Origin of the sequence: Oceanihabitans sediminis, from assembly GCF_003337215.1 — a bacterium.
Lineage (GTDB): Bacteria > Bacteroidota > Bacteroidia > Flavobacteriales > Flavobacteriaceae > Oceanihabitans > Oceanihabitans sediminis.
Window position 1 is genome coordinate 659,318 of sequence record NZ_QPIG01000001.1, and the last position, 14,969, is coordinate 674,286.

The window sequence follows — 14,969 nt, forward strand, 5'->3', positions numbered from 1 at the left end:
GTTCGTCTTTTAAAGGTACGTAAAAATTATAGTTTTTTTATTATAAGTTTTGTGCTTCAGCAACTAATATTTCGTTTTTATCTTCTAGTGCTTTATTAATAAAATCGTCTATCGCTTCGTTTTTTTCTAAACCGTTTTTCAATAAAATACTTAAAGTAAGCATAGCAGCAATTCTAGTTCCGGCCTTTTTAACAGCTGTTCCAAAAAGAGGTTCTAATTCTTCAAAAGTAACCTCTTTAGCAAGTTCTAAAATTTCAGCTCTTACTTTTTGTTGTTTTTCTTCTGAAAGATTAGTGTATTTCTTACCTAACTGCTGAATCACATTAATAGCTTTCTTTTGAGCTTGTTGCTGTGGTTTTGCTTGTTTATTAGAAGTTCCAGCGGAAGCTTTTGGTTTTGCTTTAGCCCAAGAATCACGTAAACCAACTGTTTTATTAAAAACTAATTTTTCAGCTGTAGCATCATCATCTACATTAAAATATCCTATACGTTGAAATTGAAACTGCTCTCCTTGCTTCGCATCTGCTAGACTTGGCTCAATAAAAGCATTCACGATTTTTAAAGAATTAGGGTTAATAAATTCCATAAAATCTTTTTCTGAATGACTATCTGGAGCTGCATCTAAAAATAACCTATCGTATTCTCTAACTTCAGCTTGAATAGCATGTTTTATAGAAACCCAATGCAAGGTTCCTTTTACTTTCTTAGTAGTATCTTCGATATAAGTACAGTGAATTTCTTCTATGTTTCCGTTTGCATCTTTTACAACACTTTCAGCTTTGATTATATAAGCGTTTTTAAGTCTAACTTCACCTCCTAGTTTTAATCTAAAAAACTTACTACCAGCTTCTTCTTTAAAATCTTCTTTTTCTATATAAATTTCTCTTGAAAAAGGAACTTTTCTAGTTCCAGCTGAAGCATCTTCTGGATTATTTTCAGCTTCAAACCATTCTTCTTTATCTTCAGGGTAATTAGTAATTACGACTTTTATAGGATCTAGAACAGCCATAATTCTAGGTGCCGTTTTATTTAAATCTTCACGAACACAGAATTCTAAAAGAGAAACATCAATCACGTTTTCACGTTTTGCTACTCCTACTTTTTTAATAAACTGTCTGATAGAATTTGGTGTATAACCTCTTCTTCTTAATCCTGAAATTGTTGGCATTCTAGGATCATCCCAACCAGAAACTACGCCGTCTTCTACCAATTTAAGTAGCTTACGCTTACTCATAATGGTATAGCTTAAGTTTAAACGAGCAAACTCACGTTGTTTTGGTAATAATGGATATTCTTTGGAAGCATAAGTATATACTTGCTCTTTAAACCAATCATACAGTTTTCTGTGTGGTTTAAATTCTAAAGAACATAAAGAATGTGAAATTTGTTCTAAATAATCGCTTTCACCATGTGTCCAATCGTACATTGGATAAATACACCAATCGTTTCCAGTTCTGTGGTGTTTTGCATGCATAACACGGTACATGATAGGATCACGCATAAGCATATTAGGATCTTCCATATCTATTTTAGCACGAAGTACGTGAGTTCCAGCAGGGAATTCACCATCTTTCATACGCTCAAATAAATCTAGATTTTCGGCTACGCTTCTATTTCTATACGGACTATTTGTTCCTACTTGAGTTGGGGTTCCCTTCTGCTCTGCCATAGCTTCGCTAGATTGAGAATCTACATAGGCTTTTCCATCTTTAATCATTAAAACAGCCCAATCATATAACTGTTGAAAATAATCTGATGAGTATAATTCGTTTGCCCATTGGTAACCTAACCAAGAAATATCACGCTTAATAGCATCTACGTATTCTTGTTCTTCTTTTGAAGGGTTTGTATCGTCAAAACGAAGGTTTACAGGTGCATTATATTTTTCACCTAAACCAAAACTAATTCCGATGGCTTTTGTATGACCAATATGTAAATAACCATTTGGTTCTGGTGGAAAACGAAAACGTAAATGCTCTTTAGGCATTCCGTTTTTTAAATCTTCTTCTATAATATGCTCAATAAAGTGGAGCGATTTAGTTTCTTCAGACATATATTTCTTTTATCTATAAGGTTTTTCTGTGAAGAATAACCTGCTTAAAATAGGCTGTAAAATTACGGAAAATACTACACAATTGTAACAAAGTTTTTGTTTCTTCTACTTATAAGTATAACTAAAGGGAAACTTAAGATGAGAAATATGAATTATACCTGTCCTAAATGTGCAAATACAACCTACGAATTAGATCAAATACAAGCAACGGGAGGACTTTTTACAAAGTTGTTTAATATTCAAAATAAGAAGTTTACCTCGGTAACATGTAAAAAATGTACCTATACGGAGTTTTTTAAGACTAAAAGTAGCGCAATAAGTAATATCTTTGATTTTTTTACAAACTAATGGGAATAATAAAAGTTGAAAATATTCGTGTTTTTGCAAATCATGGTTGCTTAACCGAAGAGACGAAAATTGGTAGTGATTATCGTGTAGATTTAAAAGTGAAAGCCGACTTACAGAAAAGTGCAAATACAGATGATTTAAAAGATACTGTAGATTATGTATTTTTAAATAAGGTGGTTAGAGAGGAAATGGCAAAACCTTCTAGATTACTAGAAACAGTTGCAAAACGTATTTTATCTCGTATCTTTGCAGAAGACAAACTTATTACTATAGCTACTGTTGCAGTAAGTAAAATTAACCCTCCAATAGGTGGAGATGTGGAGATGGTAACTATAGAAATGACAGAGAAAAGAAAAATTGCATCTAAGTAGGGTTAAAATAGAATTATTTTTATATTTGCCCTCTCGTTAAATAAAGCGATTTTTTTAATTGAGAATATAAGGTGTCGTGGCCGAGTGGCTAGGCAGTGGTCTGCAACACCATCTACAGCGGTTCGAATCCGCTCGACACCTCAAAAACCTTCAAGTAAATCTTGGAGGTTTTTTTATTTCTAATTTTTATGAAAAATTATGATTAAATATATAACACCATCTACAGCGGTTTAAATCTATTCGACACCTCAAAAACCTTCAAGTAAACCTTGGAGGTTTTTTTATTTCTAATTTTTATGAAAAATTATGATTAAATATATAACACCATCTACAGCGGTTTAAATCTATTCGACACCTCAAAACCTTCAAGTAAACCTTGGAGGTTTTTTTATTTCTAATTTTTATGAAAAATTATGATTAAATATATAACACTATCTACAGCGGTTTAAATCTACTCGAAACCTCAAAAACCATATAGAAAACTAAGATACTTTTATGTTTAATTTTTATGAAAGATTATAATTAAATGTATCACCAACTACAGCGGTTCGAATCTACTAGAAACAACAAAAAAATTGGAATATTTTTTTATCTCTTGTACAGAAAATTGAAAAGCCTTCAAAAGTTACTCGAAGGCTTTGATGTTTATAGTAGTTATGAACTTAAAAATTCTAGTTATTTTTCCGATTGAATATCATCTTCAGTTCCAAATATTCCATCAGAACCGGCAGAAATAATTAAAAATCCTTTACCATTTTTGGTAATCTTAAATTTATATTCTCGATTCCAAGCATCTTTTTTCCAATCTTGTCTTATAGGACTATTTCCTATTAATTGGTTAATATCTTGAGGATATTGGCCAAATTTTTCATTCCAACTTTCCATTCTTTTACTCATTTCAGATATTTCAATTTTAGTTTTATCAGGAAAAACAGATGTTCTTTGATAAGTAAAAAATAGAACTGTACTTAACATGAATACAATAAAAATAGTTAGAAATATTAATACACTTGGTTGTAAAAAATACTTTTGAATTGGTCTTTTAATTCCGTCTTCTTTTACTCTTTTATTTATTCGCTTATGATGTTTAAAATCTTCACGAATTAGACCAAATTCAGCTAAAAAAGAAAGTATTATTTCTAACATTGATTTGGTTAAAAGATGGTATAACCAAATATAACAGACATAGTTTTGTACTCTGAGTTCCAAAATACATAGTCACTTAAAATATCTCTTTTAGTGTTATATCTAAACTCTATGCTATACTTGTCGTTGTATTTATAACCTATACCAACTGCCATATTATTTCCTTCATTTATATCTATATCTTCATATTTTTCATAAGTAACTGAAGAATTCATACTAAGATCATAGATAAAAGATCCATTGATAAATATTTTAGAATTATCATTAAGAAAGAAATAATGTCTTAATCCTATAGGGAATTCAATAGACTTATAATCAACTTTAGAAGATGTAATTTTTAATTCCTTTTCAACTTTATAGTCTTGATAAGTAGGCTCGAAAATAATAGCCCATTTATTTTTGTTAAAAGGCAAAATTACTTCTGCTTCAAGACCAATTCTAAATCCAGATTTATTACCAAAATCAGCATCCCTAGAATTTGTTTTAGAATTATCTACATAAAGTGATGAGCTTTTAAAACCAGGACGAATATTTAAATTAAATAAATCTTGTTTTACTTTAGTTTCATAATTTGTAAAATCTTGATTATTACATTCGTTATAATCTATAAAAAAATCTATTAGTCTGTTCTTGCTGTATTTAAGCTTTTCTACTTTAGAAACTTTAATGCTTTCACATTTTAAATCATTCCAAAGTTGTTGTTTATATCTAGTGTTTTCTCCTATTTGATTATCATCTGTTAGATATTTTTTATACACCAATTGTTCTATATCAGAGTGATCCTTATTATAAAAATATCTAATAATATTCCCTTCCACAAAAGAATATAAGCTTGCTTTTCCTTCAACTAAAACTTTTAAAAAAAGTTCTTCTTCATTAAAAGAAACATATTTATCATTACTTAATTCGGAAACAATACTACTGGATCTGTCTATATTAACGGTTTGTTTTGTGTATTTGAAAATATTATAAACCCCAAACTCTTTAACAGTGTTAAGTGTAGCAATGTTTTTATCTGAATTTTCGGTTAATTTATATTCAAATGAAGTTGGATTATCTTTCCAATCAACATTTTTAATTAAGCAATCCACTTTATTCCCTGAATTGTCAATATAATAGCCATTTTCATAAATAATTTGTGAATAGCAATTTGCACTTAAAATTACGATTAAAATAAATAGTAGATTTTTTTTCATGGTTAGTTTACTTATTATTAATTTATTAAATGATTATTCTTAAAATATTTTACTGTTTTTTTGGTTTATACTTTTTGAATTGAATCTTCTAAAATAGATATTTTTTATAAAAAAAAGAATCCCAATAGAATTTAATTCTACTGGGATTTATATGTGTTTTGCAAATAGATACTTAAATAAACCTATTAGTTTATAGGGTTAAGTTGTTCAATTTTTTCTTTAATTAATTCTTTTTCTTTTGGGAAGAAGCCTTGGACTAAAAGTAAAATTCCGAAACCTAAAATAACAAGTGCTATGATTTTTTTGGTTTTAAAAATTCGTCTAGGAGTAAGTTTACTTTTAAGTGTTTTTGCTGCAAATATTTTTAATAAATCTACTAAAAAATAAACTAATAAAATGGTTCCTAAAAATACTTGAAGCTCGTAGGTATTTGCTGTTAGAGAATTTCCAATTACAATAAAACCAAGCCATCCTAATAAAACGCCAATATTTATAAAGTTTAGCAAAAAACCTTTTACAAATAGTTTTCCGTAATTTTTTTTGAATTCCACTTTATGATATTCTCTTACAATTTCTCTAAAAGATTTAGATGTTTTTATAAAGGAAATGATACCGTAAACTGTTAGTAATACCCCACCAAATATGAGAAAACTAGGGTCGTCTTTCATTTTGTCTAGTAGCTTACTAGTACTATAAAAAGCAACTATAATGAAGATAATATCTGCTAAAATTACTCCAAAATCAAAAATTAAAGCACTTCTAACTCCTTTTGTAGCACTAGTTTCTAGTAATACAAAAAAAACAGGTCCTATGGTGAAGGATAATATAATACCGAATGGAATAGCTGTTAGAATAGCATCTAGCATGAGATAGTCTTTCTTACAAAGCTAATAAAAATGATAGGATTATTCTTCAATAATAATTTTTCCTCCTAAAATAGTGTCTTGTTCAAGAGTTTCTGGATTTCCATAAATATAAATACTACCTCCTGCTCTTACTTTTGCAATTGCTTTTTTGGTGGTATTTACATGAGCAACTCCTGCTGCTTTGATTGTAACTGTAGAATTTTCGGCAATTAGTTTTTTTGCATTGTAAGCACCACCTGTAGTAATATCTATGGTTTGATGTACTACATTACCAGAAAGAGAAACACTTCCACCAGTAACAGCTTTAACGTCTAAAAATCTAACATCTTTTAAAGCGAGTTTAACAACTCCTCCTTCTTGTGTTTTTATCTTAAGGTCAAACTGGTCCATAATATCATTAGAACCTATAAAAGTACCTTCATTTGCATCTATAACATCTAAAGAGGTATAATAAACTTGAACGGTAGTTTCATCACCCTTAAAAGCTGTTTTAAAAGTCATTCTAATTTTTAGAATATCATTTTTATGAACAATAACTACATCCTTAGTGTTTTTACCAGTGATGACCACTTTGTTTTCATCTGCTTTGATAAGTTCAACCTCTATCCTATCATAGACTTTAATTTCGCTAAATTCTCCAATGGATTGTTCTTTAGTTTCTTGAGCGAAAGTTGTGATACTTGTTATTAAAAATAACAGATATAAAATCTTTTTCATCTTATGTTTTTTATTTTAATAACGAGTAAAAGTAGAAAATTGGTATAGCTTAAAAATGTTTATAAGTGGCTTTTAGACAACTTTAACAGCTGTACCAGTTACTGAAACAATGTTTATACCATAAGTTGGTTGCGTTTCTAAGTCTACTTTAATTCCTACAACGGCATTAGCTTTTAAGGCTTTAGCATTTTCTTGTAATTTTTGAAAAGCTTCTTCTTTAATGCTATTTATATTTTCGTTTAAAGCATCTAAATATTTACTGGTTTTAAAGGAAAAACTAGATTTTCGGAGTTGTACACCAACTCCGGTTACTATCCCTAAATAATCAATAATTTTAAATCCTTCAATAGAATTTGTTGTAGTAAGAATCATTGGATTTTAGTTTAAAAATGATTTATTCTGCTTTTCCAACTAAGGTAAAATCTAAATGTTTTTTAACTAAATCTGCATTTTTAACACGTACAATAACTTCATCACCTAGCTGGTACATTTTTTTACTGTTTCGTCCTATAATTGCAAATTGCTTTTCGTCAAAATCGTAATGATCGTCTTTAATATCACGCATTCTAACCATTCCTTCACATTTATTAGAAATAATTTCTACATAAATTCCCCAATCGGTTGCTCCAGAAATAACTCCCACAAATTCTTCGTCTTGATGATCTTGCATGAATTTTACTTGCATGTATTTAATAGAATCTCTTTCGGCTTTGGTAGCTAGATATTCCATATTACTAGAATGCTTGCATTTATCTTCATAAACCGCTTCGTTTACCGATTTTCCTTTGTCTAAATAATGCTGTAAAAGTCTGTGTGCCATTACATCTGGATAACGACGAATTGGCGAAGTAAAGTGACTGTAATAGTTGAAAGCTAAACCATAGTGACCAATATTTTTGGTAGTATATTCGGCTTTACTCATTGTACGTATAGTAAGCGTATCTACAAGATTTTGTTCTTTTTTACCGTTTACTTCGGTTAGTAAATTATTTAAAGAAGCCGCAATTGTTTTACTGTCTTTTAAATTTAATTTATAACCAAATTTAGAAACTACACCTTGTAAAGCTGCTAGTTTACTTTGATCTGGCTCGTCATGCACACGATAAATAAAAGTCTTTTTTGGAGATTGTTTTCCTATAAATTCTGCTACTTTTTTATTTGCAAGAAGCATAAATTCTTCAATTAACTTATTGGCATCCTTACTAGTTTTATAGAAAATTCCAATAGGATTTGCGTTTTCGTCTAAATTGAATTTTACTTCTACTTTATCAAATGAAATTGCACCACTTCCCATACGTTTAACACGCATAATTTTTGCTAGCTCATTTAGTTTTAAGGTTGCAAAAGCAACTTCTGGAGAAGTTTGATATTCTTTTCCACTAATAGCTACTTCTGAAGGAATAGTAGTATCAATTTCTTTTAATTGCGTAGCTTGAATATTGTTTAAATCTGCATTATTTTCAATAATAGCTTGTGATTCTTCATAAGCAAATCTTGCATTAGAATAAGTAACTGTTCTACCAAACCATTGATTTAAAATTTCGGTTTTATCGTTAATTTCAAAAACAGCAGAAAAAGTATATTTTTCTTCATTTGGTCTTAAAGAACAAGCGTTATTTGAAAGAACTTCTGGTAACATTGGTACTACTCTATCTACTAAATAAACCGAAGTTGCACGCTCGTAAGCTTCATCATCTAAAATGGTTCCTTCTTGTAAATAGTGAGAAACGTCTGCAATATGAATTCCAACCTCGTAATTTCCGTTTTTAAGAACTTGAAAGGATAATGCATCATCAAAATCTTTTGCATCCTTAGGATCTATTGTAAAGGTTAAAACGTCTCGCATATCGCGGCGTTTAGCAATTTCTTCTTTTGTAATAGAAGTATCTATCTGATTAGCAAACTCTTCCACCTCATGAGGGAATTCATTTGGAAGTCCGTAATCTGCTAAAATAGAATGAATTTCGGTATTATGTTCTCCTGGTTTTCCAAGTACTTTTAACACTTTTCCGTAAGGAGAATCGGCATTTTCTGGCCAATCTTCTAGAGAAACTAGAACTTTATCGCCGTCTTTAGCTTTGTTAATTTTATTAATTGGCACAAAAATATCTTTGTGCATTTTATTAGAATCGGCTATAAAAAATGCGAAGTTTTTCTTTTCGTGAATTTGAATAACACCAACATATTCGCTCTTAGCGCGTTTAATAATATTAGTTATTTCGCCTTCTAGCTTTCCTTGTTTTTTTCTTTTGTAAACATATAGCTCTACTTCATCTCCGTGTAAAGCTTTGTTAATATTATTAGAAGCAATAAAAATATCGTCTTCAAAATCATCACAAACCACGTAACCATTCCCTTTAGAGTTTAAATCTAAAATTCCTGTATGGTATTCGGTATTGTTTACTATTTGAAATTTACCACGATCAATTTCTTGAATTTCATCTTTAGCTTTAAGTTGGGATAATTTTTTAATGATCTGGTTTCTGCTACTAGCGTCATTAACACCAAGTTTAGCAGCAATTTGTTTATAATTAAAAGCTTGATTTCTTTCTTTTTTTAAAATACTAATTATTGTATTTGTAAGGTTGGAAATCTTGTTATGTGAAGGTTTCCTATGTTTCTTTTTACTCATGTAATTTATTAAATGTATTGAATTTCTAAAGTTAGTGAAATTCTGTTATTCTAAACTTAATTTTAGAGAAGAGAAGTAATTAAGTTTTTACAAACTTACGTCTTTTATATTTAATCGATATTTCCTTAAGGTTAAATCTCAAAAAAAGTAGTTATCCACATATATATATATAATCATCTTTTTCTTTTAAAAATTTAAAAAAATAATACTGTTTATTATTGCTTGTTAATATCGGTATAACTTTTTTAGATTTTAGTTTGATTGTTTGACTAAAGTACTCTATTAACAAGTTATCAATTTGATAATCTCTTCATTTTTAAAGGATTTAATTTCGTTATTAACAACTGTTAATAAGTCTAACTAACAGAAATTGTTTAATAAATATTTAAAATTTTGACGTTGATAAAGTGAAATTGTATGCGGATAAGTTTTCTAAAAATTTCGGCTAACTAATTTGCATATTAACTTCCAGTTTTGGTTTGTAATTTTTTATCAATATTCCTAATTAAAGTTTTAAAAAAGAATAAGAAGATATTAACATGTTATCCTCACTATATTGATAGTTATTAAGACTATTGTTGATTACTGTAAGAATATAGAAAATTAAAATATAAGTATCATAAAATCAATTAATTAGGTTTTATTTCGTAAATTTATAATCCTCTCTTTAAATTTAAAATTACACTGTTAATAGTTTCGGTTTGAAAACCGAGAAGAATTTTTGTTTCATTTAAACTATTTACAGATGAAAAATTTTTACACACTTCTATTATGTATTGTTATTACATGTCAAATTCATGCACAATACACACTTATTCCAGACCCTATTTTTGAGCAACATTTGATAGATCAAGCTATTGACAGTGAAGGAACACTAGACGGACAGGTATTAACAAGTGATTTGGCTATTGTTAATAACTTAGATATTTCTTATTTAAATATAACAGATTTAACAGGTATTCAGGATTTTACGGTATTAACACATTTAAATGCTTCACAAACTAGAATTATAAATCTTGATTTAAGTGGATTAACTACTTTACAAGATTTAAATTTATTTGCTAGTTGGAGCATTGATAAATTAAATCTAACTGGTTGTACAGGATTAACCGATTTAGATTTAAGACTCACCTCTCTTAATAGTTTAGATCTAAGTACTTGTTCAGCACTTACAAATTTAGATTTTTATAAAGGTAACAACATACAGGACTTAGATCTTCAAGGTTTGAGTTCTTTAGTTAGAGTTGATGTAAGTGAATCTTCTTTGCATACTATAAATCTTACAGGTTGTACTTCTTTACAATATATTAATATTAGTGAAACAAGTATTGCTTCGCTAGATATAATAGATAACCCAGTGATAAACAATGTTGGTTTGTATGATTGTAATATTCAAAATTTAAATTTAGAAAATTGTCCAAATCTTGAAAAGCTAACCCTTTCGCTGTGTCTTTCTTTCAATGAATTAAGCATATCTAATTGTAATAGTTTTAAAAATCTAACTTTAAATCACGTTGATCTTTCAAATTTTGATTTTAGCGGTTTAGCAGGTTTAGAAAGTTTAACTGTACAGGAATCAACTGTTTTGGATATAGATTTGTCTAATAGCCCTAATTTACACACTTTAATACTTCATTATAGTGGAACCAATTCCCTAGATTTAAGAAATGGAAACAATATAAATCTTAGTAATTTTAATGTGATTACTACAAATTAAACCTGTATGAATGTAGATAATGAAGTTTATTCTACTGCCAATTGGGATAATGATAATAACTCCTTTATTTTTAGCGAAGACTGTGAGCTAATAAATACTATTAACAATAAACTATCTAATGTAAATATCTATCCAAATCCAGTGGTACATACATTATATATTGATATTGAAAATAAGCAACAATTACAAGATGTTAGTATTATTAATATGGAAGGAAAAGAATTGTTAATAAGTACAGAAAATGAAATCGACTTATCTTCTTTAAGCAGCGGAATTTACTTTGCAGTAATGAATATTAACCAAAATAAAATAGTAAAGAAGATTTTAAAACATTAAAATGTCTTGCTTCATTTTTTAGTTTTAGTACCTTTATCCTGTTAAAACAACAACAACTAAATACTACAATTAATGAAAATATCTATCGGAAACGATCATGCAGGAACAGATTACAAATTTGCAGTAATCAAACATTTAGAAGCTAAAGGATTTACTGTTACAAACTACGGAACAGATAGCAATGATAGTGTAGATTATCCAGATTTTGTACACCCAGTAGCTAAAGATGTAGCATCTAAAAAAGCCGATTTTGGTATCATAATCTGCGGAAGTGGAAATGGTGCAAATATGACTGCAAATAAATACCAAAGTGTACGTTCTGCTTTATGTTGGACTAAAGAAATTGTAGCGCTTGCAAGACAACATAATAATGCAAATATTTTAAGTATCCCTGCTCGTTTTACGGCATTACCACAAGTTTTAGAAATGGTTGATACATTTTTTGAAACTGCTTTTGAAGGTGGAAGACATGAAAATAGAATAAATAAAATTCCTACTACTTCTTGTTAATATAATAATTCGGCTTTTTTAATTATTGGCTTAAATAAATAGTCTTTTATTTTAAAGCCTAGCTAATTATGCAAAAAAATATCCATAGATTATGATAACAATTATTACCAAAACCTTTCAAGAATTAAGCACTCAAGAATTGTATGCTTTATTACAATTAAGAAGTGAAGTTTTTGTTGTAGAGCAAAATTGTGTCTATCAAGATATTGATGGAAAAGATGAAAAAGCACTTCATGTTTTAGCTTACAAAGAAGGACAATTAGTTGCTTATACTCGTGTTTTTAAACCTGGAATTTATTTTAAAGAAGCAAGTATAGGTAGAGTTTTAGTTGCTGAAAAACAAAGAAAACATAAATATGGTTATGCTATTATGGAATCTTCCATCGAAGCTATAAAAAACTATTATAATGAAAAAACTATTAAAATTTCAGCACAGACTTATTTAAGAAAATTCTATAATAACTTAGGATTTGTAGCAATTGGAGAAGAATATCTTGAAGATGGAATTCCGCATATAGAAATGCTTAAAAACTAGCGTTTTTTTGCAACATGTGTGATTAAAATTTCTACTCGTCTGTCGTATTTTGGATCTCCTCCTAAAGGAAATTTTCTTCGCATACCAATATATCGCATACGTCTTTTATTCACTCCTTTTTTAAGTAGATAATCATAAATGAATTTAGCTCTTGCTAACGACAAGTTACGCTGATTTGTTTTGCGGTTTACAGCATCTCTAGAGTTTTGTGTACAGCATACATGCCCTTCAACAGAAAAGTAAATATTATCGTGTTCTACAAGTATGTTTGCTATTTCGTCTAAGGTAGATTTAGATTCTTTTGCTAGTTCCGCATAACCGGTTTTAAAGTAAATATTTTTTAATCTAATTTTATCACCAGCTACAATATTACCACTAGAAATATCTTCTGTAGTTTTTTCGTTTTTAGCTCTTTGTTTTACTTCTTCTTTAGGTTTTTCAACTACAACTTCCTTTTTCTTTTTGGTAACAATTATTTCTACCTTCCTGTTTAAACCTCTTATTTTATCAATTTGATCCTCTTTTATAATCTTCAGTAGCACTTTTCCTTTTCCGTCTACATTACTTATTAAAGATTCGTCTATTTCGTTATTAGAAAATATGGTTTTTATAGCATTTGCTCTGTTTTGTGATAAGGTTAGATTATAGTTTTCGCTTCCTCTATCATCACAAAATCCGTAGATAGATATTTTATCAATATCCATTTCTGCTAGTTGGGAAATAAATAGTAGTAACCTGTTTTCTTCTGTAGATAGAACCTGAAAATCATCTGTTTCAAAATAAACTTCATGTGTTAGTTTTTCTTGAGCTAACAAGGAAAAAGAACACAGAAAAAGAAAGAGATATAGGTTAATTTTATTCATTTAAAATATCAAGGCCAAGAATAAATATACAAGAATTTTTGATATTATTTTAAATAGCTTTGATATTTTGAAGGTTTTGCTAGAATTTGAGTTGCGGTTTTAATTTCTTCATTATGAATTTTATAGTATTCATATAAGCCTTCTCTGTAAACATTTCTTTTCACGATTTCGTCTGTTAATAAACCAAGAATTTGTTCTTTGTTTTTGTCTATAGCTTTGTTTTTAGACTGGTTTAAATTATTTATTAACGTGTTGTAATCTTTTTGAATATCTGTATCTAGCTCTTCTTTTTCAGCTTCTATTAAAACCTCTGCTAATGCTTTTTCGGTTTTTGTTTCAAAATTAAAATCTGAAGCATTTACATAGTTTTTAAAGTCAGTAAAATCGGCATCTGTTAGTTTAAAACTATTAATATCTTCTATATTGTTTTTGTAATAATATTCGGTTGCATAATCAAATATTAAGAAGTTACCGCTTATGGCTTTGGTGATAGGTGAAAGTTTAGAATTATCTAGGTTTTCATCTGGTAAAACGCCTCCTCCATCAAAAACTTTTCTACCGTTTTTGGTTTTGAAAACATGATAATTTTCTTGTTTTACACGAGTGGCATTTCCTTCTTCATCTCTATTCCAATAATCTAGTGCTTGAATACATCTTCCGGATGGCGTATAATATCTAGAAATAGTTACTTTTAATTGTGTACCATAAGTTAATAATTTAGGCCTTTGAACCAATCCTTTTCCAAAACTTCTAGAACCTACAATAACAGCTCTGTCAAGGTCTTGTAGCGATCCTGAAACAATTTCACTTGCTGATGCGCTATTTCCGTTTATTAAAACCACCAAAGGAATTTCTGTATCTAAAGGTTCTTTTTGGGTGTAGTAGGTTTTGTTATACTTTTTTACCTTAGATTTTGTAGTAACTACCAATTGCCCTTTAGGAACAAAAAGGTTTACAATATTCACTGCTTCACTTAGTAATCCTCCAGGATTGTTTCTTAAATCTAAAATAATATTTTCTGCTCCTTGCGCTTTTAAATCTTTTAAAGCATAAGAAGTTTGACTTGTAGTTTTGGTATTGAATTTACTTAATACAATATAGCCTGTTTTATCGTTTATCATAGAAAAGTGAGGCACAGCATCAATTTCTATTTCAGAACGCTTAATAGTGGCTGTATTTTCTTTTCCAAGCCTTAAATAGGTAACATCTACAGTTGAGTTTGGTGCTCCTTTAAGTAAGTTTACTGCGTCATCTTTATAATCTTCAATAGAAACCCCATTGATTTTAATTATTTGGTCACCTGCTTTTAATCCTGCTTTGTCTGCTGGATAATCTTTATATGGTTCTATAATAATTAATTTATCTTTTAAAGTTCTAATGTTTGCTCCTATTCCTGTATAGTCTCCGGTACGTTTAATACGCTCTGCTTCTACGTCTTGTTCGTTATAAAATTGGGTATACGGATCTAAGTTGTTAAGCATGCTTTTTATAGCAGAATCCATTAGTTCACCAGGATTGGTTTCATCTACATAATTCATGTTTAGCTCTTTAAACAGTGTTGTAAAAATTTCAATCTGTTTAGCTATTTCAAAAAAGTCATTTTTAAATGCAGATCCGGTAAATAGAATACTTGCCGCAAATATTGGAATAAGTATTCTTCTAGTAAGTAGTTTTTTCAT

General features: G+C 29.0%; 15 protein-coding genes and 1 tRNA gene. 7 read left to right on the forward strand and 9 right to left on the reverse strand.

The window, feature by feature from the left end; genetic code table 11:
• Positions 1-40: 40 nt before the first annotated feature.
• A complete protein-coding gene (locus DU428_RS02985) occupies positions 41-2,053 on the reverse strand; it encodes a glutamine--tRNA ligase/YqeY domain fusion protein (protein ID WP_113965774.1) in 2,013 nt (670 codons plus the stop codon).
• Positions 2,054-2,191: 138 nt separating this feature from the next.
• On the opposite strand from DU428_RS02985, the gene DU428_RS02990 reads away from it, so the two are divergent.
• From DU428_RS02990 to DU428_RS03000, 3 genes are all read left to right on the forward strand, one after another.
• Entirely contained in the window at positions 2,192-2,401 is a 210-nt protein-coding gene (locus DU428_RS02990; RefSeq protein ID WP_072347798.1) for a zinc ribbon domain-containing protein, read from the forward strand.
• Complete coding sequence (folB, locus tag DU428_RS02995) at positions 2,401-2,772, forward strand: dihydroneopterin aldolase (RefSeq protein WP_072347796.1); 372 nt, start codon at positions 2,401-2,403, stop codon at positions 2,770-2,772. Before DU428_RS02990 ends, folB begins: the two co-directional genes overlap by 1 nt.
• A 70-nt stretch (positions 2,773-2,842) precedes the next feature.
• Positions 2,843-2,913 (forward strand) — tRNA-Cys (locus DU428_RS03000).
• Positions 2,914-3,447: 534 nt separating this feature from the next.
• On the opposite strand, the gene DU428_RS03005 is transcribed toward DU428_RS03000, so the two are convergent.
• The 6 genes from DU428_RS03005 to rnr all read right to left on the reverse strand — a co-directional run bounded on the left by DU428_RS03005 (position 3,448) and on the right by rnr (position 9,329).
• Positions 3,448-3,918 carry a type II secretion system protein GspG gene (locus DU428_RS03005; protein WP_113965775.1) on the reverse strand — a complete coding sequence of 157 codons (471 nt, stop codon included), beginning with the start codon at positions 3,916-3,918 and terminating at the stop codon, positions 3,448-3,450.
• Between the two features lie 8 nt (positions 3,919-3,926).
• Positions 3,927-5,114 carry a porin family protein gene (locus tag DU428_RS03010; protein WP_113965776.1) on the reverse strand — a complete coding sequence of 396 codons (1,188 nt, stop codon included), beginning with the start codon at positions 5,112-5,114 and terminating at the stop codon, positions 3,927-3,929.
• A 185-nt stretch (positions 5,115-5,299) separates the two neighbouring features.
• Complete coding sequence (locus DU428_RS03015; RefSeq protein ID WP_113965777.1) at positions 5,300-5,980, reverse strand: LysE family translocator; 681 nt, start codon at positions 5,978-5,980, stop codon at positions 5,300-5,302.
• 39 nt (positions 5,981-6,019) lie between these two features.
• The gene (locus DU428_RS03020; RefSeq protein ID WP_113965778.1) at positions 6,020-6,697 is read right to left on the reverse strand and encodes a head GIN domain-containing protein; all 678 of its coding nucleotides are present in this window, start codon (positions 6,695-6,697) and stop codon (positions 6,020-6,022) included.
• Between the two features lie 72 nt (positions 6,698-6,769).
• Complete coding sequence (locus tag DU428_RS03025) at positions 6,770-7,069, reverse strand: heavy metal-binding domain-containing protein (protein ID WP_072347786.1); 300 nt, start codon at positions 7,067-7,069, stop codon at positions 6,770-6,772.
• A gap of 22 nt (positions 7,070-7,091) precedes the next feature.
• Complete coding sequence (rnr, locus tag DU428_RS03030) at positions 7,092-9,329, reverse strand: ribonuclease R (RefSeq protein WP_072347784.1); 2,238 nt, start codon at positions 9,327-9,329, stop codon at positions 7,092-7,094.
• Between the two features lie 745 nt (positions 9,330-10,074).
• On the opposite strand from rnr, the gene DU428_RS03035 reads away from it, so the two are divergent.
• The 4 genes from DU428_RS03035 (at position 10,075) to DU428_RS03050 (ending at position 12,427) form a co-directional block, all read left to right on the forward strand.
• Positions 10,075-11,046 (forward strand): leucine-rich repeat domain-containing protein, encoded by a 972-nt coding sequence (locus DU428_RS03035; RefSeq protein ID WP_113965779.1) that lies wholly within the window; start codon positions 10,075-10,077, stop codon positions 11,044-11,046.
• A gap of 6 nt (positions 11,047-11,052) precedes the next feature.
• On the forward strand, positions 11,053-11,382 hold the full coding sequence (locus DU428_RS03040) for a T9SS type A sorting domain-containing protein (protein ID WP_113965780.1): 330 nt from the start codon (positions 11,053-11,055) through the stop codon (positions 11,380-11,382).
• 72 nt (positions 11,383-11,454) lie between these two features.
• Positions 11,455-11,892 (forward strand): RpiB/LacA/LacB family sugar-phosphate isomerase, encoded by a 438-nt coding sequence (locus tag DU428_RS03045; RefSeq protein ID WP_072347780.1) that lies wholly within the window; start codon positions 11,455-11,457, stop codon positions 11,890-11,892.
• Positions 11,893-11,983: 91 nt separating this feature from the next.
• Positions 11,984-12,427 (forward strand): GNAT family N-acetyltransferase, encoded by a 444-nt coding sequence (locus DU428_RS03050; protein WP_072347778.1) that lies wholly within the window; start codon positions 11,984-11,986, stop codon positions 12,425-12,427.
• Here DU428_RS03050 and DU428_RS03055 read toward each other — a convergent pair.
• Positions 12,424-13,290 carry an OmpA family protein gene (locus tag DU428_RS03055; RefSeq protein ID WP_113965781.1) on the reverse strand — a complete coding sequence of 289 codons (867 nt, stop codon included), beginning with the start codon at positions 13,288-13,290 and terminating at the stop codon, positions 12,424-12,426. The two genes, DU428_RS03050 and DU428_RS03055, sit on opposite strands and share 4 nt — an antisense overlap.
• Before the next feature lie 44 nt (positions 13,291-13,334).
• Complete coding sequence (locus tag DU428_RS03060; protein WP_072347774.1) at positions 13,335-14,969, reverse strand: S41 family peptidase; 1,635 nt, start codon at positions 14,967-14,969, stop codon at positions 13,335-13,337.